The sequence below is a fragment of the Deinococcus metalli genome, assembly GCF_014201805.1.
GTDB classification, from domain to species: domain Bacteria; phylum Deinococcota; class Deinococci; order Deinococcales; family Deinococcaceae; genus Deinococcus; species Deinococcus metalli.
Window position 1 is genome coordinate 78,432 of record NZ_JACHFK010000001.1, and the last position, 19,108, is coordinate 97,539.

The window sequence follows — 19,108 nt, forward strand, 5'->3', positions numbered from 1 at the left end:
CTTATGATGGGTGGGCAAAAAGCCCACGAATGACATCCGGCGGGCGAGGAGGAGCTTCACCATGGCGATGAATCTGTTCGGAGCGCGCGACACGCTCACCACCAAGTCCGGTCAGACGCTCTATTTCTATAACCTGCACAAACTGGCCGACCAGGGCCATGACATCAGCAAGCTGCCCGTGAGCATCAAGGTGCTGCTCGAGAGCGTGCTGCGCGAGGCCAACGACTACGACGTGCGCCGCGAGGACGTCACCACCGTCGCCGGCTGGAGCCCGAAGAACGAGGAAGTCGAGATTCCCTTCAAACCCGCCCGCGTGATTCTGCAGGACTTCACCGGCGTGCCCGCCGTGGTCGACCTGGCCGCCATGCGCAGCGCGATGGTCGCCCTGGGCGGCGATCCCAGCAAGATCAACCCGCTGATCCCGGTCGATCTGGTCATCGACCACTCGGTGCAGGTGGACGAGTTCGGCACGGACTTCGCGCTGGCGAACAATATGGCCCTGGAATTCGAGCGCAACCGTGAGCGCTACGAGTTCCTGCGCTGGGGCCAGCAGGCCTTCGACAACTTCGGCGTGGTGCCGCCCGCGTCGGGCATCGTGCACCAGGTCAACCTGGAGTACCTGGCCAAGGGCGTCCAGAGCCGCCCCGAGGACGACGGCGTGGTCGTGTATCCCGACAGCCTGGTCGGCACCGACTCGCACACGACCATGATCAACGGTCTGGGCATCGTCGGTTGGGGCGTCGGCGGCATCGAGGCCGAGGCCGTCATGCTGGGCCAGCCCATCTACATGCTGATGCCCGAGGTGATCGGCTTCAAGATCACCGGTGCCATGCCCGAGGGCGCCACCGCGACCGACCTCGCGCTGCGCGTGACCGAGATGCTGCGCGTCAAGGGCGTGGTGGGCAAGTTCGTCGAGTTCTACGGCGCCGGCCTGAGCAACATGACCCTGCCGGACCGCGCCACGATCGCCAACATGGCCCCCGAGTACGGCGCCACCATGGGCTTTTTCCCGGTGGACGACGAGGCGCTGCGCTACCTGCGCCGCACCGGCCGCCTAGAAGACGAGATCGAACTGGTCGAGTCGTACTACAAGGCCCAGGGCATGTTCCGCACCGACGCCACGCCGGACCCGGTCTTCACCGACACCATCGAACTGGATCTGGGCACCATCGTCCCCAGCCTCGCCGGCCCCAAGCGCCCGCAGGACCGCGTGAACCTGTCAGACATGCACAGCGTGTTCGAGGACGCCCTGACCGCGCCCATCAAGGCGCGCGGCTTCGAACTGGGCGCCGAGAAGCTTGACGCGCAGGGCACCATCGGGGGCACCGACCTCAAGATCGGGCACGGCGCCGTCACGCTGGCCTCGATCACGTCCTGCACGAACACCAGCAACCCCAGCGTGCTGATCGCCGCCGGCCTGGTCGCCAAGAAGGCCGTCGAGAAGGGCCTGAAGAGCCAGGCGTGGGTCAAGACCTCGCTGGCCCCCGGCAGCCGTGTGGTCACCGAGTACCTGGAAGCCGCCGGTCTCCAGACCTACCTCGACCAGATCGGCTTCAACACCGTCGGGTACGGCTGCATGACCTGCATCGGCAACTCCGGCCCGCTGCCCGAACCCGTCGTGCAGGCGATCCAGGAAGGCGACCTCGTGGTGGCCAGCGTCCTGTCGGGCAACCGCAACTTCGAGGGCCGCGTGAACCCCCACATCCGCGCGAACTACCTCGCGTCGCCGCCCCTGGTCGTCGCGTACGCCCTGGCGGGCACCGTCGTGAACGACATCGTGAACGACCCCATCGGCACCGGCAACGACGGCCAGCCCGTGTACCTGCGCGACATCTGGCCCACTGCCGGCGAGATCCAGACGGTGATGGACGGCGCCATCAACGCCGAGATGTTCCGCAAGGTCTACGACGGCATCGAGAAGAGCAACGCCGACTGGAACGCCATCCCCGTGGCCGAGGGCGCGCTGTTCAACTGGGACGCCGACAGCACGTACATCCAGAACCCGCCGTTCTTCGAGAACCTCGCCGGCGGCCCCAGCGACATCGTGTCCATCGAGGGCGCCCGCGCGCTGGTCAAGGTCGGGGACTCCGTCACCACCGACCACATCTCGCCCGCCGGGTCCTTCAAGGCCGATACGCCCGCCGGGAAGTTCCTGACCGAACGCGGCATTGCGCCCAAGGACTTCAACTCCTACGGCAGCCGGCGCGGCAACGACCGCATCATGACGCGCGGGACGTTCGCCAACATCCGCCTGAAGAACCAGCTCGCCCCCGGCACCGAAGGCGGCTTCACCACCGACTACACCACCGGGCAGGTCAGCTCTATCTACGACGCCAGCGTGAACTACAAGAACAGCAACATCCCGCTGGTCGTGTTCGCCGGCAAGGACTACGGCATGGGCTCCAGCCGCGACTGGGCCGCCAAGGGCACCTTCCTGCTGGGCGTGAAGGCCGTCATTGCCGAGAGCTTCGAGCGCATCCACCGCTCCAACCTGGTCGGCATGGGCGTGCTGCCCCTGCAGTACAAGAACGGCGAGACCGCCGACTCGCTGGGGATCACCGGCGACGAGACCTTCGACGTGATCCTGCCCGCCGACCTCAAGCCCCGTCAGGACGTGGTCGTGAAGGTGACGCCGCAGAACGGCCCCACCCGCGAGATCACGGTGCAGTGCCGCATCGACACCCCTGTGGAGATCGACTACTACAAGAACGGCGGCATTCTCCAGACCGTGCTGCGCGGCATTCTGGCGAAGGGGAGTGAAGTCAAGGCGTAAGTTTGAGCCGCACAAGCTGACATGAACGAGCCCCGCCCGGGAACCTGGGCGGGGCGGCTCCATTCCAGAGCCTGTGGTGGAGTGTGGTGACGGCCGGGCTCCACCTCTGACACAGACGCGGAGGGTGGTGGCCTGCCGGGCCACCATCACCAAGCGCCAGTCTGACCGTATCCTCCCGCTATGGCCCGCAAACGCGACGAATCGAGTTGGTACGTGGAACCCAAACCCCCGGAAGTGTGCGTGCTGTGCGGCCGGGAAGCGCCGAACCTGACGGACCACCATCTGGTGCCCAAGTCGCAGGGCCGCCGCCAGGGCGTACGGCTGGGCGACATCCCCACCGTGAAGATGTGCCCAGCGTGCCAGGGCTTCCTGAGCAAGACCTTCAGCAACGCGGAACTGGCGAACGAGCTGAACACGGTGGAGGCGATCCTGGCGCGCGAGGAGGTGCAGAAGTTCGTGAAGTGGGTGCAGAAGCAGCCCATGACCCGGAGTGTGCGCGTGCACTGAGCGTCACAAGAGGCGGCCGGGGACCTATCTCCGGCCGCCTCCTTCTGTGCGGACCTACTCGCGCTTGCGGCGGCGCAGGCGTTCCAGGGCGGATTCCAGGCTCAGGCGCATGCGTTCCAGGGCCTGGGCGAGGTCACCGATCTCGTCGTTGCGTTCCAGCGACACCGAGCGCGACAGGTCGCCCATGCTGATCGCGTCGGCCGAGCGCACGAGCTGCTCGATGGGCTGCACGATGGCGCGGGCGGCGCGGTTGGCGAGGATGGACGCGATGGCGAGGCTGAACAGCAGCGTGAGGACGATCAGCAGCACGGTGTTGCGGAGGTTGGCACTGAACACGTCGTTGCGCAGGCCCACGGTGACGCGGTGCATCAGGTCGCCCTTCTCGGCGCTGACGGGCACGGCGGTGGGCTGCCCGATGGCGTTGCCGACCACGGACAGGCGCGTGACGACATAGGACGCCCCGCCGAGTTTCATGGTGCCGCCGTCGGGGTGGGCGGCCGTCCACGCGCCCACGCTCTTGTTCCAGCTGTCGTTCACCTTGGCGTCCTTGGAGCGCAGGTACGTCACGCCGCCGGCTTTCTCGATCCGGACGAAGGCGACGTTCGGGTCTTTCAGGACGGTGTCGAGCTGCATGTACGCCAGGCTCTCGCTGCCGGTGGTGAGGGTGGTGCCGAGCGTGGCGGCCAGGGTGCGTGCCTGGTCGCGGACGACCTGGCTTTGCAGGCGCGGCAGCAGGGCGCTCAGGAGCAGCAGGGTCACGGCGGCGGCCAGGCCCAGCGGCAGCAGCGTGGCGAGCAGCAGGCGGCGCGACAGGGGCACGCGGACGCCGCGCGCGGCGCTGCCCTCGTCCGGCGTGACCGGCAGCATCACCGGCACGACCTCCTCGGGTTTGGCGTCGGGCGTGCTGGCGGGCTCGTGCATGGTCAGGGCGCCGGTGAAGTCCGACCACACGTCCACCTCGGGCGCGGCGACGCTGCCCAGCGCGGCGGGGGCGGGGGCAGTCAGGCGGCCGAAGGTGCCGGGGTCCACGGTCAGCACCTCGGCGGTGGCGGCCAGTCCGGCCCCGCTGCCGACGGGTCCAGCGCGCCGCGCGGACGGGTGCGTATCCGCGAAGGACACGAAGTCCAGGTCGCCCGGCGCGTCGCTGGGGTCGGTGGGGAGGACGGCCGCGGCGTGCGGGTCCAGGGCGGCCAGAGGGGCGCTGGGCCACTCGGGCAGCGCGGCGCCGAACGGATCGGGGCGGGCGGCGCGGGCGGGGGCCAGGAGCGCGTCGTCCGGCTGGGGCGCCGCGGTCCGCAGCGGCGCGCTGGCCGCGAAGGGTTCGCTGATCACGGTGGTCTCGTCCCGCACGCTCTCCAGGGCCACGCCGGCGCCGACCCCCTCGAACAGGCCGAGCAGCAGTTCCGCGCGGGCGCGGCTGGTGGGTTTCATCAGGCGGCCGGTGCGCCGCGAGGCCAGTCGGCTCGCCTGCTCGGCGTTCAGGCCGAAGCGCTGCGTGAGCTGCACCTCGAGACCCTCACGCTCGGCCTCGCTGACTGCCCGGTTGATCACCACTGTGTACTTCATGCCGCTCCCCCTGCGTCCGTGCCGAGTGTGTGCCGCGCCGCCCGCGCCGCGTGTCGTGCCGTGGTCATGCCATCCCCCGTTCCCTGAGCTGCCGCGCGAAGAGCTGCGCGCGGTCGGGCGTGAGCTGCGCGGCCAGGCTGGCGAGCAGCGCGCTCAGGGTCGCGTGCTGGCCCAGGTCGTCGAGCACCTCGTCCACCATGACCGACGCCAGAGGCCCAACGGCCGCCGCGAGGCACTGCGTGACGACGCGGGCGGTCGCGTCGCCCACCTGCTGTTCGCGCCGCACCGCCTGGCCCACCCAGCGCTGCGCCTCGTCCACGCAGGCCTGGACGTCCGCCAGGGTGGTGTGTGCCAGCCGGGCCACCTCGCCGGCCGGGCGGGTGCCGTCCACGTGGTGCATCACGCGCCACACGCGGTACGGCATCGGCGTGGTGTCGCTCAGGCCGCCCGGCCACGTCAGCGGCGTCACAGCTGCTCCAGGCCGGCCGCGGCCCACTCGGGCCGGGCGCGCAACTCGCCGAGCGGCAGGTCCGAGACGCGCACGCCCAGGCGGGCCAGGGTGGCGCGCAGCGCGGCCAGCAGCGCCGGGCGGAACTCCTGCACGTCCAGCGCCGGGTCCAGGGTGAGCTGTCCGCCCCGCAGCACGACCTCCTGCGCGAAGGGGTCCAGGCACACGTACGTGCCGCACAGCCGTGTACAGATCTCACGCCACGCGCTGTCGAGCGGCACGGCGCGGTTCACGGCGGCCAGCAGGGCCTGCCAGAACGCGGCGAGCTGCTCAGCGCTCACGTCGTCGTAGGGCGAGCACGTGACGCAGGGCGCGCCGGGCACGGGGAGGGCGCCGGCGATCACCTGGCCGCCCTCCCAGTAGCTGGCCCGCCCCCCGCCGACCACGATGCCGGTGAACATGGCGCGGATCAGGGCCGCCTGCGGCGCCGGCCACGCGCCGTTCAGGGGCGGGGTGGGCCGGGCGCGGCTGGACCATACCAGCTGCGCCACGCGGGGGTCCTGCGCGGTCAGCGTGACGCGCGCGCGGGGCAGGCCCAGGGTGGTGGTCGCCCACGCAACTTCCTGGCCGCCCCACGTGAAGCCGCCGAGCAGTTCGCCGCGCCGCCACACGAAGCGGGCCCAGCGGCCGCCCTGCTCGGCGTCCAGCACGCCGCTCAGGCCCTGGACCTGACGGGTGGCGAGGTCGATGGTGATGTCAGTCCAGGGGTAGTGGTCGGTACTCAGGCCCTGGTACACGGCCTGCTCCGTCGGGACGGGCAGGGGAGCGGTGGTGGGCGGATGTGGTGTGGGTCGGGTCATGAACGCGTCCAGTCGCTCGGGCAGGGCAGCGGAAATCGGGAGGGGCAGGTGGCATCACCCTGTGGGAACGCCCCCATCTCACCGCGCTTCCTCTTACCAGCGGCTTACATGTGTGCAAATCATCACGCCCCGCACGGTGGTGTGCGGGGCGCGCGGAAGGGCCGGACGGGAATCAGTTCAGTTCGCTGAGCAGCTCGGCCACGCGCGGGCGCAGGTCGCCGCGTTCCTGCGGGGCGCCGAGCTGGTGCAGGCCGCCGTGGTAGGCGTCCGGATCGCCGAACAGGCGCGACAGCAGCTCGAATTCACGCTGGCTGCGCAGGCTGGCGTCGTCGCGGAACATGGTCACGTACTGGTCCTGGAAGGCCCAGTCGGACAGCTGGCCGTCCAGATACGCGCGCATCAGGCGGCGGTAGGGCTCGATGCCGCCGCCCTGCGCGGCGCTGGCCACGCCATCGCGCACCGGCACGTGCGCCGTGAACACCGGGGCCAGCGCCTCGGGCGTGATGTCCCAGTTGTTCACCTCGAACTGCGGCTGGCCGTCCTGGAACAGGATCAGCTGGGGGCTCTGGTGGGTGATGCCGGTCCGCTCGGCCACGTGGTTGCTCGCGGGCCGCCAGTCCACCACGCGGATGAAGCCCACCGGCAGGTCATGCTTCTGGAGGAAGGTCTCCAGCACCCCGAAGCCCTGCATGGTCTTGTGGCACGTGCCGGCCTTGAACACCGCCGCCAGCGGGTACTCCTTCAGGAAGGTGTCCACGTCCTCGGGGGTGGTCAGCGGCACGAGCACCTGGGCCGGCGTGGAAGCGTCGTTCTGGGCGTCGTGGGTCTGCGTCATGCTCCCAGCATACCCGCCGCTTTAGAAAACGAAGTGAGGCGGGGCACAAGTCGGAAGAACGGGTGGCGTCAGTCCAGCGACCACACGTGGACCTTGAGGTGCGTGGCCCGCGGGTAGTCCTCGCCCGGCGCCAGCTGCTCCGTGAGCCGGCCCGCTCGCCCGGCCTGCGCCAGCCCGGTGCGGCACGCGCGCTCGAAGGCGGCCGCGTCCACGCCCGCGTGGTTCAGCAGGGCCAGCACCCGGCCGCCCCGCGCGGTCACGGCCGCCGCCGAGGCCATCAGGCCGCCGTAGTCGCGCTCGGCCCGCCACACCCCGCGCTCGCCCCGCGCGAAGCCCGGCGGGTCGAGGATCACCAGATCGAACGCGTCCCCGCGCCGCTGCAGGCGGGTCAGCCACCCGAACACGTCGCCGTACAGGAAGTCCGTGTCCGGGGCGCCCACGCCGCTCAGGGCGTAGTTCTGCTGCCCCCACGCGAGCACCTTGCGCGACAGGTCCACGTTCTTCACGGTCCCCGCCCCGCCCAGCGCCGCGCTGAGGCCGAAGGCGCAGGTGTACGCGAAGGTGTTCAGCACCCGTGCCGGGGCGTGTGCCCGCACCCACGCGCGGGCGGGCCGGGCATCGGTGAACAGGCCCATGCTCAGGTCGGCGCCGGGGCGGATCAGGAAGGGGACTCCGGCCTCCAGCGCCGTGACCTCCGGCCGCGCGTCGCCCCAGATGGGGTCCGGTGGCGACAGCTCGGCGCGGGCCACGTTCGCCAGGTGCCGCGCCTCGGGCGGGCGGCGCTTGACGTACACGCCCGCCAGCCCGGCCGCGTGGGCACAGGCTCCGGCCAGCGCGTGTTCAGCCGCGCGGTCCAGCGGAGCGTACAGATTCAGGATGCCCGCGTCGCCGGCCACGTCCAGCGCGTACACGCCGCCGGTCTCGGTGGTGTGTATGGCGCGGTAGACGGTGGTGCCCGCCGCAGGCAGGGGCGCGCGGCGGGCCGCCAGCGGCGCGGGATCAGGAAGGGCCGTGTCCACTTAAAGGGGTAACCAGAACAGGTGAAGGTGTTGCCCTTCAACCATTCTGGGGCGATCGGAGCGAGTCACCACGGGAGACAGCGGTTGGAGTGGAGTGGCGGGGCGTGCCGGTGGCCCGTGGGCGGAACGGAACACCGCTGTCAGGGCCGGCCGCCCAGCAGCCACCACACGCCCGCGGTGGCGAGCGCCGTGACCATCCAGAAGCGCATGGTGACGTGCGTTTCCGGCCAGCCGATGTCCGGGTGCTCGAAGTGGTGCTGGATGGGCGACATCTTGAACACCCGCTTGCCACGCGTGCGGAACGAGATCACCTGGATGACCACGCTCAGCACCGCGACGACCGGCATGATCGCCGCGATGGGCAGCAGCCACACGTCCGCGTACAGGATGTACGCCCCGGCCGCGATCGCCCCGATGGCGTGGCTGCCCATGTCGCCCATGAACACCCGCGCGGGGTGCGCGTTGAACCACAGGAAGCCCAGCAGCACGGCCGTGAGCAGCGCTGCCGACGGCGACACGGCGAACAGCGGCAGCAGCACGATGATCGCGATGCCTCCCAGCAGGCTGTCCAGGCCGTCGGCGAAGTTGAAGGCGTTCACGGAACCGACCATCACGAAGGTGAGCAGGGCCACGTCGCCCCACAGGCCGAAGCCCGGCAGCAGCTCGTGCGCGGCGAGCGGCGCGGCGAAATACGCGAAGACGAGCGCCACCACGATCTGGAGTGGGAACTTCTCGCGGGCCAGCAGCTCCTTCTTGCCGCCCACCATGCGCGAGCGCACCTTCAGGACGTCGTCGATGCCGCCGATCACGCCCATGGCGAGCGCCCCCAGCATGATGATCAGCTCGCGCACGCCGCCCGCGTGCCCCGTGACGTACAGCGGAAAGAACACGGCCGCCAGCGCCAGCACGAACGCTACGCCGCCCGCCGTGGGCGTGCCCTCCTTGATCAGGTGCGTCTGGGGCCCGTCCTTGCGGACCGGCTGGCCCCACCCGCGCGCCTTGCTGACCCGGATGAACAGGCCCACCAGGAACCACGACAGCAGCGCGGCGACGACCGTCATGAACGGAACCTCGGGGCGGGGACAGCGGCAGTCATCTCAAGCGGCGAGGTTACCACGGGGGAGGGCGGCCAAACCGTCCGACGGTCGAAGGGCCCGCTGGAAAGACATGGCCGAACTGCCGTCCCCCGTGAACCTTGTTGACCGTCGGACGGTTCGGTGATGAGGCCGTCTAATTCGCCAGGTAGCGGATGAAGTCCCGCATGGTGTTCACGCACGCGTCCGCGCCAGTCACGGCCGAACTGCCGGTGATGGTGCGCAGGATGCCGCGGTCGCTGAGGTACAGCTGCGACACGCGGTACCGCGCGCCGCCCTGCACGTAGTCGTAGGCGGCCAGCACGCCCCACGTGCCCGCCCGGTCGATGGGCTGGGTCACCACGGCGTCCACGCGCTTGTCCAGCGTCACCTGAAGTTTCAGGGCGAAGGCGCGGGCGTCGTCCGGGCTGCTGAAGGCCGGGAAGGCCTGCCCGGAGCGTTCCTCGCGCATCAGGCACGCGCCGGTCGCGTCCGTCCACACGTTCGCGTCGCCGTTCACCGGCACCCAGCCGGTCATGGGCACGATCAGCCCGTGGGCCGCGCCGCCCAGCAGCAGGCCCGCCCACACGGCGCGGAGGGCGGAGGCAATGGGCAGCATGCGGGCCATACGCGCCCCACGCTAGCAAAGGCTTTCTGACAATCTTCTGGAGCTTCTCATGGACGCCGCGCGCCACTGGTGGCGGTGTTCCGTTCCGCTGCCGGGTGAACAACATCCGATGAACTCCACTCCGCCCGCGGTCGGTCGCGCCGGGTCAGCGTCCGGCCGCCACGCGCGCTGCCAGCCCGGCCTTCACGTCCGGCCACTCGCCGCGCAGCACGCTGAACATCACCGAGTCGCGCGCGTAACCGTCCGGGCGCACCTGGTACTGCCGCAGCGTGCCCTCCTGCACCGCGCCCAGCTTCAGCATCGCCCGCAGCGAGCGGGCATTGCGGGCGTCTACCTTGAACTGTACGCGGTTGGCGCCCAGCACCTCGAAGGCCCGCGTCATCAGCAGCAGTTTCGCGTCCGGATTCACGCCCACCCCCTGCGCGGCCGGCAGCAGCATGGTGCCGATCTCCACCCAGCGGTCCGACGGACTCACCTCGCTGAACGAGATGCGGCCCACCGCCACGCCAGTGTCCGCGCGGCGCACCGCCCAGTTCACGCGCCGGGGCAGGGCATTCAGGCGGCCGATGTACGCGGCCCACGCCGGCGGGGTGTTGGCGTCCGGGCCGCCGCGTGACAGGAACCGCACGGTCTCGTCGTCCGCTCCGGCGGCCAGGTCGGCGGCGTGTGCCCCGGTCAGGGCCTCCAGAATCACCGCGTGCCCGCGCAGCGTGGGAGCGTCTAGCCAGTCGGCGGCGGGAACAGCGTCCGTCATGCCGCCAGTATGCGGGCCACGCCCACAGCGCCCGCGTTACCCGCGGTGGTACGGCTCCCCGGCCGTGATGGTGGACGCGCGGTACAGCGCCTCGACCAGCACCACCATTGCCAGGTCGTGCGGCAATGTCAGCTGCCCCAGGCTCCACAGCGCCGACGCGCCGGCCCGCAGCTCATCCGTGTGTCCGTCCGGTCCGCCCACCGCGAAGGCCAGCTCTCCGTCCCCGCCGAGCGCCCGGGCCTCCAGAAAGGCGGCGAGGCCCTCGGACGTGAACTGTGGGCCGCGCGGATCGAGCAGGATCAGCGGGGCGCGGCCCGCCGCCCGGCGCACGGCCTCGCTTTCCAGTGCCTGCGTCTTGCCGCTCACCCGCGACACCTGAAGCTTGTGGTAGCGCCGCAGGCGTTTCTCGTACTCGTCCCAGCCCGCGCGCGCATACGCGAGTTTCGGTTCCCCGACGGTGATCAGGTGCAGTCGCACGCCGCGCAGCCTACCCCGCTACACTGTGCGGCATGAAGGACAGTCCACCGGCGGCGGGCGAAGGTGCCGTGAGGAGGGCGCCGTGAACTACGCGGCGACCCTGGCGGTGCTGGTGGTGCTGGCCTTCTGCTTCCCGCTGTCGGTGCGGCTGGGCGCACAGGTGGGCGTGCCGGAGGCGATCAGCGTGTCCGTGCTGGGCGCGCTGCTGACCTTCGCGGCGGCGACCTTTCTGGTGCGCTGGCAGGTGGGCCGGTACCGCCGCACCCTGGACCGGCTGGAGGCGGCGCGCGAGCAGGTTCGGGCCGAGCCCCAGAACCCGCGCGCGTATTTTGTGGGGGGCGAACACCTGGGCATCTTGCTGCTCCGGGTGGACCGCCGGCGGGAAGCATCCGAGGTGATCGACCGTTACGCGCGGCTGGGCGGCGCGAGGGAATCCGAGATCGTGGCATTGCGCGAGGCGCTGGCCAGGGCACAGCGGCGCCAGCGCCGCGCGCAGGGGAGGGAAGCATGAGGGCCTACAAGGGCGTCGTGGAAAACGGGGTGGTGGTCGTGGTGGGCGCCCGGCTGCCGGAAGGCACCATCGTGACCGTCACGGTCGGTGAGGGCGAGCTGCTGCGCGCCCGCATCGCCGGGGTGCTCAAGGGCCCGCGCAAGGTCCGGATCCGCCTGAAGCCCACGCCCGGCATGGCCCTGCAGGCCCACGGGCCGGGGAATGACTGAGCTGCCCGGCGCGCCGCCCCCTGAACCCGGGCGGCGCGTGTGGCTGGTGCCCACGCCGGTCGGCAACCTGGGCGACATCACCCTGAGGGCGGTCGACGTCCTGCGGAGCGCTGACGCGGTGGCGTGCGAGGATACCCGCCGCAGCGGCGCGCTGCTGTCGCACCTGGGGATTCGCCGGCCGCTGGTGCGGCTGGACGCGCACACCATGGACCGCGCGGCGGCCGTGCTGGAGCAGTACCCCCGGCTGGCCTACGTGTCGGATGCCGGTACGCCCGGGATCAGCGATCCGGGCGCGGAACTCGTCGCGGCGGCGCTGGAGGCGGACATTCCGGTCGAGGTGCTGCCCGGCGCGACGGCCTTCGTGCCCGCGCTCGTGCTCTCGGGGCTGCCGGGGGGGCGCTTTACCTTCGAGGGCTTCGTGCCCAGAACCGGCCGGGAACGCCGGGAGCGGCTGGAGGCGGTCGCGGCGCGCGCCGAGACGAGCGTGCTGTACGAGAGTCCGCACCGGCTGGGCGCCACGCTGCGCGACCTCGCCGCGGCGTGCGGCCCGGAGCGGCCGGCGAGTGTCACGCGGGAACTGAGCAAGAAGTTCGAGGAGACGGCGCGCGGCTCCCTGGAGGAGCTGGCGACCCACTTCGGCGGGGACGTGAAGGGCGAGATCGTGATCGTGGTGGCGGGCCGGCCCGCGGCAGCCGAACCGGTCGGCCCGGAGGCCCACCGCGCCGAGGCCTTCGCGCTGGCGGCCGCGGGGCACGCGGCGCGAGATATACGTGACCTTCTCATGGCGCGGGGTTTGCGTAAGAATGACGCATATGCCCTGGCCCTGCAGGCCACCGGCGCCGCTCCTCCCGGGCACGGATCGTCCTGACGGGTGGCGCCGGGGGATCGGCACGGCCAGGCCCCGCCGCACACACACCCCAAGGGAGACGCCATGACCGAACCCACGCCCATCCACCACCCGAACCCAGCCGGCATCAAGCGCGTGGCCGTCCTGACCAGCGGCGGCGACGCCCCCGGCATGAACGCCGCGATCCGCGCGGTCGTCCGCACCGCGACCTTCGAGGGCATCGAGGTCGTCGGCGTCCGCCGCGGGTTCTCCGGCCTGCACCGCGGCGAGTTGCAGCTCCTTGGCCCGCGCGACGTCGCCAACACCATCCAGCGCGGCGGCACGGTGCTGCTCACCGCGCGCAGCTCCACGTGGCGCACCCCCGAGGGCCGCGCGCGCGGCGCCGCGCACCTGCGCGAGTGGAACGTGGACGGCCTGATCGTGATCGGCGGCGACGGCTCGTTCCACGGCGGCCATTACCTGCAGCAGGAGCACGGCGTTCCGGTGGTCGGGGTGCCCGGCACCATCGACAACGACCTGTACGGCACGGACCACACCATCGGGTACTTCACGGCCGTCGAGACCGCGCTGGACGCCGTGGACAAACTGCGCGACACCGGGGCCAGCCATGAGCGCATCTTCGTGATCGAGGTGATGGGCCGCCACGCCGGGCACATCGCCCTGGACGTCGCGGTGGCGGGCGGCGCCGAGGAGGTCTTCATCCCGGAGGACGGCAAGCCCGTCGCGGATGCCATCGCCGTGGTGCAGGACTCGGTTGCCAAGGGCAAGCTCGGCTCGATCATCATCGTGGCCGAGGGCTACCCGGGCGGCGCGCAGGGCGTGGCGGACGCCATCCAGGCCGAGACGGGCCTCGAGACCCGCGTGAGCATCCTGGGCCACATCCAGCGCGGCGGCAGCCCCGTCAGCTCCGACCGCATCCTCGCCAGCCGCCTGGGCGAGGCGTCCGTGTACGCGCTGATGGAGGGCCGCAGCAACGTCATGGTCGGGCGCGGCAGCGGCGGGATCACCTACACCCCGCTGCACGAGACGTGGGAGAAGCGCAAGGACGTCAGCCGTGACCTCTACCGCTGCGCCAAGACCCTGAGCGTGTAAGCGGCAACGGGCAGAGGGCAGGGAGCCGATCGGCCCTCTGCCCTCTGCGCTGTGTGGAGGTTCAGTCGCGTTCGACGTTGCGCAGGAACGCGGGGATGTCGTAGTCCTTGGGATCGTAGCCGCCGCCGTGGCCGCCGCCCCGCACGGGCTTGACGAAGGTCTCGACGCTGGGGCCGCGCAGGCCCGACGCGATGCCGATGGTCGTGTCGTTAAAGCCGGTGGCGATCACGGTCACGCGCACCTCGTCGCCGGCGGCCTCGTCGGGCGTGATACCGAACAGGATGTCCGGGTCATCGAAGCCGGTCGCCTCGCGGATCTTCTCGACGATCTCGTTCGCGTCGGTCATCGACAGGTCGTAGCCGCCGGTGACGTTCACCAGGATGCGCCGCGCGCCGTCGATGCCACGTTCGAGCAGCGGCGAGTGGATGGCACTCATCGCGGCCTCCTCGGCCACCTTCTCGCCGCGCCCGGCGCCGATGCCCATCAGAACGGTGCCGGAGTTGGCGAGCAGGTTGCGGACGTCCGCGAAGTCCAGGTTGATCATGCCGTCGACGTTGATGACGTCGCTGATGCCCTTGACGCCGTAGTACAGCACCCGGTCGGCAATGAGAAAGGCCTCTCGGAAGGAGACCTTCTTGTCCACGGCGGTCAGCAGCTTCTCGTTGTTCACGACGATCATGCCGTCCACACGGTCCGCGAGCTTGCTGATGCCTTCCTCGGCCACGCGCTGGCGCTTGGGACCCTCGAAGCGGAAGGGCCGCGTCACGATGGCGACGGTCAGGACGCCCATCTCGCGGGCGATCTCGGCGACCACGGGGGCGCTGCCGGTGCCGGTGCCGCCGCCCATGCCGGCGGTGATGAACAGCATGTCGGTGCCGTCCAGGTACTCCTTGATGCGCTCGCGGTCTTCCAGGGCGGCCTTCTCGCCCACCTCGGGATCGGCCCCGGCCCCCAGGCCGCGGGTCAGGCGGTCGCCGAGCTGGATGCGGATCTCGGCGTGGCTCTTGGCCAGCACCTGCGCGTCCGTGTTCCCGGCGATGAACTCGACGCCCTCGAGTCCGCTTTCAATCATGCGGTTGACGGCATTGTTGCCCGCCCCGCCCAAGCCAATCACGCGAATTCTGGCCGCTTGCATCGTGTCTCCTTCCATGAACTGCCGCCCCCGGGACGGGGGGGCCGTTTCAACTCGGGGTAGTGTAGCGCACCTGTGCAGCACTCGGGCGCGGCCTGCGCCCCCGGTCTCGGAGGTGATGGGCCGCGCCCTCGCCGCTGCGTCCACGCGTCCGCGCCCATACAAAACGGGCGCCCGCGGACCTCAGAGCCAGTCTTTGAAGAGGTTGCGGACGCGGTCCATGAAGCCCTCGCCCGTGGACGGCTTGGCCGGCTTCGGCTCCACCACCGGCGGAGCGACCACCACGGGCGGCACGTCCAGGCCCTCGATACGGTCCTTGTTCGGGTCATCCTTGAAGACCGTGTGCGGCACCTTGCCGTCCTGGCCGATGCCGTACAGCACCAGGCCCACGCTGGCGGCGTGGCCGGGGTCGTTCACGATGTCGTTCAGGCCGCCGATGCCGCGCGGCCGGCCCACCCGCACCGGCAGCCGGAAGCGGTCCCGGGCGAGATCCGCCACGCCGCGCAGGCCGGCCGCGCCGCCCGTGAGCACCACGCCCTGCGCGACGAGTTCCACCGGGCCCAGGGTGTGATCGATCTCGTCGCGGATCAGCGAGAAGATCTCGGCCAGGCGGGGCTTGATGATGCGCGACAGTTCGAAGGCGCTGATGGCGTGCGTGCTGCCCGACGCGGTGGTGATCTCCAGCGTGAGGTCCTGATCCGCGAGTTCCGGCAGGGCCGCGCCGTAGCGCCGCTTGACGTTCTCGGCCTCCTCCATGGGGATCTTGAGGATCTGCGCGAGGTCTGCCGTGACGTGCTCGCCGCCGATGGGAATGCACGCCGAGTGCGCGAGGTTGCCGCGCTTGAACACGCCGACGTCGGTGGTGCCGCCGCCCATGTCCACCACGATCACGGTCTGCATCTGCTCGACGGCTTCCAGCGTGGCCATGCCGGACGCCAGGGCGTGCAGCACAAAGCCGCCCACCTGGAGGCCGGCTTCCTGCACGCAGCGGCGCAGGTTCAGCAGCGGTCCGGCGGTGCCGGCGACGATGTGCACGTCCACTTCCAGGCGCACGCCGTGCATGCCGACCGGGCTCTTGATGCCCTCCTGGCCGTCCACCACGTATTCCTGCGGCAGGGTGTGGATGATCTCGAGGTTGGGGTCGAGCGGCACCGCGCGGGCGTTCTCGATGGCGCGGTCCACGTCGGGCTGCGCGATTTCCTGGTTGCGGCGGATGGCGGCCAGGCCGTGCGACGTGATGGCCTTGGCGTGGTTGCCGGCGACCGACACGAACACCCGGTCGACCTTCACGCCGCTGACGCGTTCGGCGGCCTGCACGGACTGGCGGATGGCGTGGGTGGCGCGTTCCAGGTTCACGACGGAGCCGCGCTTCATGCCCTCGCTGGGCACGCTGCCCTCGCCGATGATGTCGACGTTGCCGCCCTCGGCGACCTCGCCGATGACGGTGGTGATTTTGGTGGTGCCGATGTCCAGGCCCACGATGATCGGGTTGTCCTTCATTCCTGGACGCTCACCCCCCAGGGGTAAATTGCAAGGTCTTTATCGGGGTACATGCTGATGCTCCCAGCATACTTCAGGAGGGATTCGAGGTCGCCACTCCAGATCGAGCCCGTGGGCAACGACACCCGCAGGCCCGCCGGTGAGTAGTCCACCGACCTGACATTGTACCCGGACAGTGCCGAGATCACCCTCAGGGCGTCCGTGTGCCGGTCCGGCCCCCAGCCCCGGATCAGCGGCAGGGCGCCCAGGCCGCTGCTGCCCGGCATCACCGCGCCGTCGGCCGAGACCGCCTTCGTGACGCCTCCCGACTGCCAGCGCGCCACCGCCCGCCGCTCCGTCACCGCGATGGCCACGCGGTCGGGAAAGCGCCGCGTGACGACCGCCGACGCGATCCACGGGCTGTCCAGCAGGCCGCGCGCGCGCCACGGGCCGTAGTACAGCCACCCGAAGCCCGCCTGCGCGCCCGCGAGCTGCTTGACGCGGGCGGCCGGCACCTGCACGTTTCCCGTCACGCCGATCTGCCGCACCGGCAGCGCGAACCACGACGCCGCCAGCGCCGCTCCCAGCAGCGCCGCTCCCACGATCCACGGCCAGCGCGGGCGTGACGGGTGCTCGGCTGCTGCGCCGGCCGTCGTCACGCCGGTCCCCGGTCGGGCCACAGCTCGTACTCCAGCTCCATGGGCACCGTCACGCGCGCGCGGATCACGTCCAGCAGCGCGTGTACGTCGGCGGCCGTCGCGCCGCCCAGGTTCACGATGAAGTTCGCATGCTCCGGCGCGATCAGCGCGTTCCCGACGCGCGTGCCCTTGAGCCCCGCCTCGTCGATGAGTTTCCCGGCGCTCACGCCGCCCGGATTCTTGAACGCGCAGCCCGGCGTCTTCATCTTCGGCTGGCCCCTGCGCGCGTGATCTGCGAAGTCCATGCGCGCCAGCACCTCGTCCGGCGCGGCGCGGCGCAGCTTCAGGCGCACCCGCGTCACCACGTGGCCCCTGGGAATGCCGCTGTCGCGGTAGCCCCAGTGCAGGTCGGCCGGGGTGACCTGCCGCACCCCCTGCGGCGTGGCGATCTCGATGGTGTGCAGGCCGTCGAACATCTCGCCGTAGCGGGTGCCCGCGTTCATCCACACCGCGCCGCCCACCTGCGCCGGAATGCCCACGGTGCCCTCCAGGCCCGACAGGCCCAGCCGCTGGAGCTGCCGGATCAGGCCCGGAAGGGGCACCCCGCCGCCCACCCAGCCGGTCACGACCTCGTCCGGTGTGCTCAGGGCGGCATCCGGCTCCAGGTCGCGTTCGGCCAGCGGGCCGGCCAGGCGGATCACGCGCTCCGGCACGCCCTCGTCCGCGATCACCAGGTTGCTGCCGCCGCCCAGCACGCGGTAGGGCTGCTCCATCGCCTCGGCGAGCTGCGCGTGGTTCTCGACGAACCACACCTCGGCCTCGCCGCCCACGCCCAGCGTGGTGTAGCGCGCCAGGGGCAGTCGCTCGACGCGCGCGCCGCTGCGGCTGCCGGTCAGTACGGTCAAGACGACACTCCCGCCAGCTCCCGCGAGAGCTTCCACACGTCCCCGGCGCCCATGGTCACGATGATATCCCCCGGCCCGGCCGTGTCGCGCAGCCAGCGCACGACCTCGTGGCGATCCGGCATGTAGCGGATGCCCGCGTGGCCGCCCTCGGCCATGCGTCCGGAGATCAGCGTGGCGTGGATGCCCTCGATGGGCGGTTCCGAGGCGGCCGCGATGTCCAGCAGCAGCACCTCGTCGGCGTCCATTAGCGCGTCCGCGAGACGGGGCCACGACTGCTGCGTGCGCAGGTAGCGGTGCGGCTGGAACACCACCCGCACGCGCCGCCCGGTCTGCCGCGCCGCCTGCACCGCCGCCGCGACCTTGGTGGCGTTGTGCGCGTAGTCGTCGACCACCAGCGCGCCGTTCAGTTCCCCGATGCGCTGCCAGCGCCGCCCCGGGCCCCGGAAGGCCGCCAGCGCCGCCGCCGCGCGCGTGACGTCCCCGCCGTGCAGGTGCGTGACGGCCAGCGCCGCCAGCGCGTTCAGGACGTTGTGCGTGCCGGGGAGCCCCACCCGCGCGTCACCCAGCGGCGTGCCGCGGTACTCGACCGTGAAATCGGTGCCGTCGGCGTCCGGGCGCAGGTTTACCGCGCGGTAGTCGGCCCCGGCGGCCTGCCCATAGCTGAGGCGCTGCGGGTTCCCGGCGCACAGCGCGTCCAGGCCGGGCCAGTCGGCGCACAGCAGCACCCGGCCGGAATGCGCCACGAAGCGCGCGAAGCCCGCATGCTGCTCCTCGACCGTTTCCCAGTAGGTGGCCTGAGTGCCGCCCACGTGGTCGTCCTCGGCGTTCGTGAACACCGCTGTGCCGCAGCGCAGCGCCGCGAAGCCCCGGTCAGACTCGTCCACCTCGGCCACGAACGGCCCGCTGCCCAGACGGGCGTTGCTGCCAAACTCCGGCACGATGCCGCCCACAAAGGCCGCCGGGTCGAGGCCCGCGCCCGCCAGCGCCACCGCGATCATGGACGTGGTGGTCGTCTTTCCATGCGTGCCGATCACACCGATGCTGTTCGGCACGTCCAGCAGCTCGTCCAGCAGCGCCATGCGCGGCCGCACCTCGATGCCGGCCGCGCGGGCCGCCACGAGTTCCGGGTGGGTCTTGGGCACGGCCTCGGACGCGACCAGCACATCCACCGGGCCGAAGGGGGCCTCGGACACGTGAGCGGCGCTGTGGCCCTGCTCGACCGGAATGCCCTCCGCGACCAGCTGCGCCGTGAGTTCCGTGGCCAGCGCGTCGCAGCCGCTGACGCGCTGGCCACGGGCCGCGAGCAGCCGCGCGAACGCGCTCATGCCGATCCCGCCGATGCCCATCAGGTGGTA

Annotated in this window: 20 protein-coding genes; 6 read left to right on the forward strand and 14 right to left on the reverse strand. The window is 71.2% G+C overall.

All coding sequences use genetic code 11. From position 1 onward, the window contains the following. Nucleotides 1-61: 61 nt before the first annotated feature. Nucleotides 62-2,773, forward strand: coding sequence for an aconitate hydratase AcnA (acnA, locus tag HNQ07_RS00410; protein ID WP_184108752.1), 2,712 nt, complete (start codon nt 62-64; stop codon nt 2,771-2,773). A 180-nt stretch (nt 2,774-2,953) separates the two neighbouring features. Beyond that, entirely contained in the window at nt 2,954-3,280 is a 327-nt protein-coding gene (locus HNQ07_RS00415) for an HNH endonuclease (RefSeq protein WP_184108754.1), read from the forward strand. Nucleotides 3,281-3,334: 54 nt separating this feature from the next. Here HNQ07_RS00415 and HNQ07_RS00420 read toward each other — a convergent pair whose 3' ends face one another. The 9 genes from HNQ07_RS00420 to HNQ07_RS00460 all read right to left on the reverse strand — a co-directional run bounded on the left by HNQ07_RS00420 (nt 3,335) and on the right by HNQ07_RS00460 (nt 10,940). Beyond that, nucleotides 3,335-4,846: a HAMP domain-containing protein gene (locus tag HNQ07_RS00420; RefSeq protein WP_184108756.1), complete on the reverse strand. Its 1,512-nt coding sequence runs from the start codon at nt 4,844-4,846 to the stop codon at nt 3,335-3,337. A gap of 64 nt (nt 4,847-4,910) precedes the next feature. Then, on the reverse strand, nt 4,911-5,315 hold the full coding sequence (locus HNQ07_RS00425; protein ID WP_229831812.1) for a DUF8082 domain-containing protein: 405 nt from the start codon (nt 5,313-5,315) through the stop codon (nt 4,911-4,913). Then, a complete protein-coding gene (locus HNQ07_RS00430; protein ID WP_184108761.1) occupies nt 5,312-6,154 on the reverse strand; it encodes a hypothetical protein in 843 nt (280 codons plus the stop codon). Before HNQ07_RS00430 ends, HNQ07_RS00425 begins: the two co-directional genes overlap by 4 nt. 172 nt (nt 6,155-6,326) lie before the next feature. Further along, complete coding sequence (gene abxC / locus HNQ07_RS00435; protein ID WP_184108763.1) at nt 6,327-6,989, reverse strand: monothiol bacilliredoxin AbxC; 663 nt, start codon at nt 6,987-6,989, stop codon at nt 6,327-6,329. Nucleotides 6,990-7,057: 68 nt separating this feature from the next. Then, nucleotides 7,058-8,008 (reverse strand): class I SAM-dependent methyltransferase, encoded by a 951-nt coding sequence (locus HNQ07_RS00440; protein ID WP_184108765.1) that lies wholly within the window; start codon nt 8,006-8,008, stop codon nt 7,058-7,060. Between the two features lie 140 nt (nt 8,009-8,148). Further along, nucleotides 8,149-9,069 carry a phospho-N-acetylmuramoyl-pentapeptide-transferase gene (locus HNQ07_RS00445; RefSeq protein WP_184108767.1) on the reverse strand — a complete coding sequence of 307 codons (921 nt, stop codon included), beginning with the start codon at nt 9,067-9,069 and terminating at the stop codon, nt 8,149-8,151. 169 nt (nt 9,070-9,238) lie between these two features. Further along, nucleotides 9,239-9,700, reverse strand: a complete 462-nt coding sequence (locus HNQ07_RS00450; RefSeq protein ID WP_184108768.1) for a hypothetical protein — start codon at nt 9,698-9,700, stop codon at nt 9,239-9,241. Between the two features lie 154 nt (nt 9,701-9,854). After that, complete coding sequence (locus tag HNQ07_RS00455; RefSeq protein ID WP_184108770.1) at nt 9,855-10,463, reverse strand: GNAT family N-acetyltransferase; 609 nt, start codon at nt 10,461-10,463, stop codon at nt 9,855-9,857. A gap of 36 nt (nt 10,464-10,499) precedes the next feature. After that, nucleotides 10,500-10,940, reverse strand: a complete 441-nt coding sequence (locus HNQ07_RS00460) for a 23S rRNA (pseudouridine(1915)-N(3))-methyltransferase RlmH (protein WP_184108772.1) — start codon at nt 10,938-10,940, stop codon at nt 10,500-10,502. Between the two features lie 82 nt (nt 10,941-11,022). Between HNQ07_RS00460 and HNQ07_RS00465 the strand changes: the two genes are divergently transcribed. The 4 genes from HNQ07_RS00465 to HNQ07_RS00480 all read left to right on the forward strand — a co-directional run bounded on the left by HNQ07_RS00465 (nt 11,023) and on the right by HNQ07_RS00480 (nt 13,599). Then, nucleotides 11,023-11,451: a hypothetical protein gene (locus HNQ07_RS00465; RefSeq protein ID WP_184108774.1), complete on the forward strand. Its 429-nt coding sequence runs from the start codon at nt 11,023-11,025 to the stop codon at nt 11,449-11,451. Further along, complete coding sequence (locus HNQ07_RS00470; protein ID WP_184108776.1) at nt 11,448-11,660, forward strand: hypothetical protein; 213 nt, start codon at nt 11,448-11,450, stop codon at nt 11,658-11,660. Before HNQ07_RS00465 ends, HNQ07_RS00470 begins: the two co-directional genes overlap by 4 nt. Beyond that, complete coding sequence (rsmI, locus tag HNQ07_RS00475; protein ID WP_184108778.1) at nt 11,653-12,528, forward strand: 16S rRNA (cytidine(1402)-2'-O)-methyltransferase; 876 nt, start codon at nt 11,653-11,655, stop codon at nt 12,526-12,528. The genes HNQ07_RS00470 and rsmI overlap by 8 nt, the downstream gene beginning before the upstream one ends. Nucleotides 12,529-12,591: 63 nt before the next feature. Next, nucleotides 12,592-13,599: an ATP-dependent 6-phosphofructokinase gene (locus tag HNQ07_RS00480; protein ID WP_184108780.1), complete on the forward strand. Its 1,008-nt coding sequence runs from the start codon at nt 12,592-12,594 to the stop codon at nt 13,597-13,599. A gap of 61 nt (nt 13,600-13,660) precedes the next feature. On the opposite strand, the gene ftsZ is transcribed toward HNQ07_RS00480, so the two are convergent. The 5 genes from ftsZ to murC all read right to left on the reverse strand — a co-directional run bounded on the left by ftsZ (nt 13,661) and on the right by murC (nt 19,099). Next, the gene (gene ftsZ, locus HNQ07_RS00485; protein ID WP_184108782.1) at nt 13,661-14,734 is read right to left on the reverse strand and encodes a cell division protein FtsZ; all 1,074 of its coding nucleotides are present in this window, start codon (nt 14,732-14,734) and stop codon (nt 13,661-13,663) included. 180 nt (nt 14,735-14,914) lie between these two features. Beyond that, nucleotides 14,915-16,231 carry a cell division protein FtsA gene (gene ftsA / locus HNQ07_RS00490; RefSeq protein WP_184108784.1) on the reverse strand — a complete coding sequence of 439 codons (1,317 nt, stop codon included), beginning with the start codon at nt 16,229-16,231 and terminating at the stop codon, nt 14,915-14,917. After that, nucleotides 16,228-16,890 carry a cell division protein FtsQ/DivIB gene (locus HNQ07_RS00495; RefSeq protein ID WP_229831810.1) on the reverse strand — a complete coding sequence of 221 codons (663 nt, stop codon included), beginning with the start codon at nt 16,888-16,890 and terminating at the stop codon, nt 16,228-16,230. The genes ftsA and HNQ07_RS00495 overlap by 4 nt, the downstream gene beginning before the upstream one ends. After that, complete coding sequence (locus tag HNQ07_RS00500) at nt 16,866-17,753, reverse strand: UDP-N-acetylmuramate dehydrogenase (protein WP_184108786.1); 888 nt, start codon at nt 17,751-17,753, stop codon at nt 16,866-16,868. The genes HNQ07_RS00495 and HNQ07_RS00500 overlap by 25 nt, the downstream gene beginning before the upstream one ends. Continuing rightward, nucleotides 17,750-19,099, reverse strand: a complete 1,350-nt coding sequence (gene murC / locus HNQ07_RS00505) for a UDP-N-acetylmuramate--L-alanine ligase (protein ID WP_184109795.1) — start codon at nt 19,097-19,099, stop codon at nt 17,750-17,752. Before murC ends, HNQ07_RS00500 begins: the two co-directional genes overlap by 4 nt. Nucleotides 19,100-19,108: the final 9 nt, after the last annotated feature.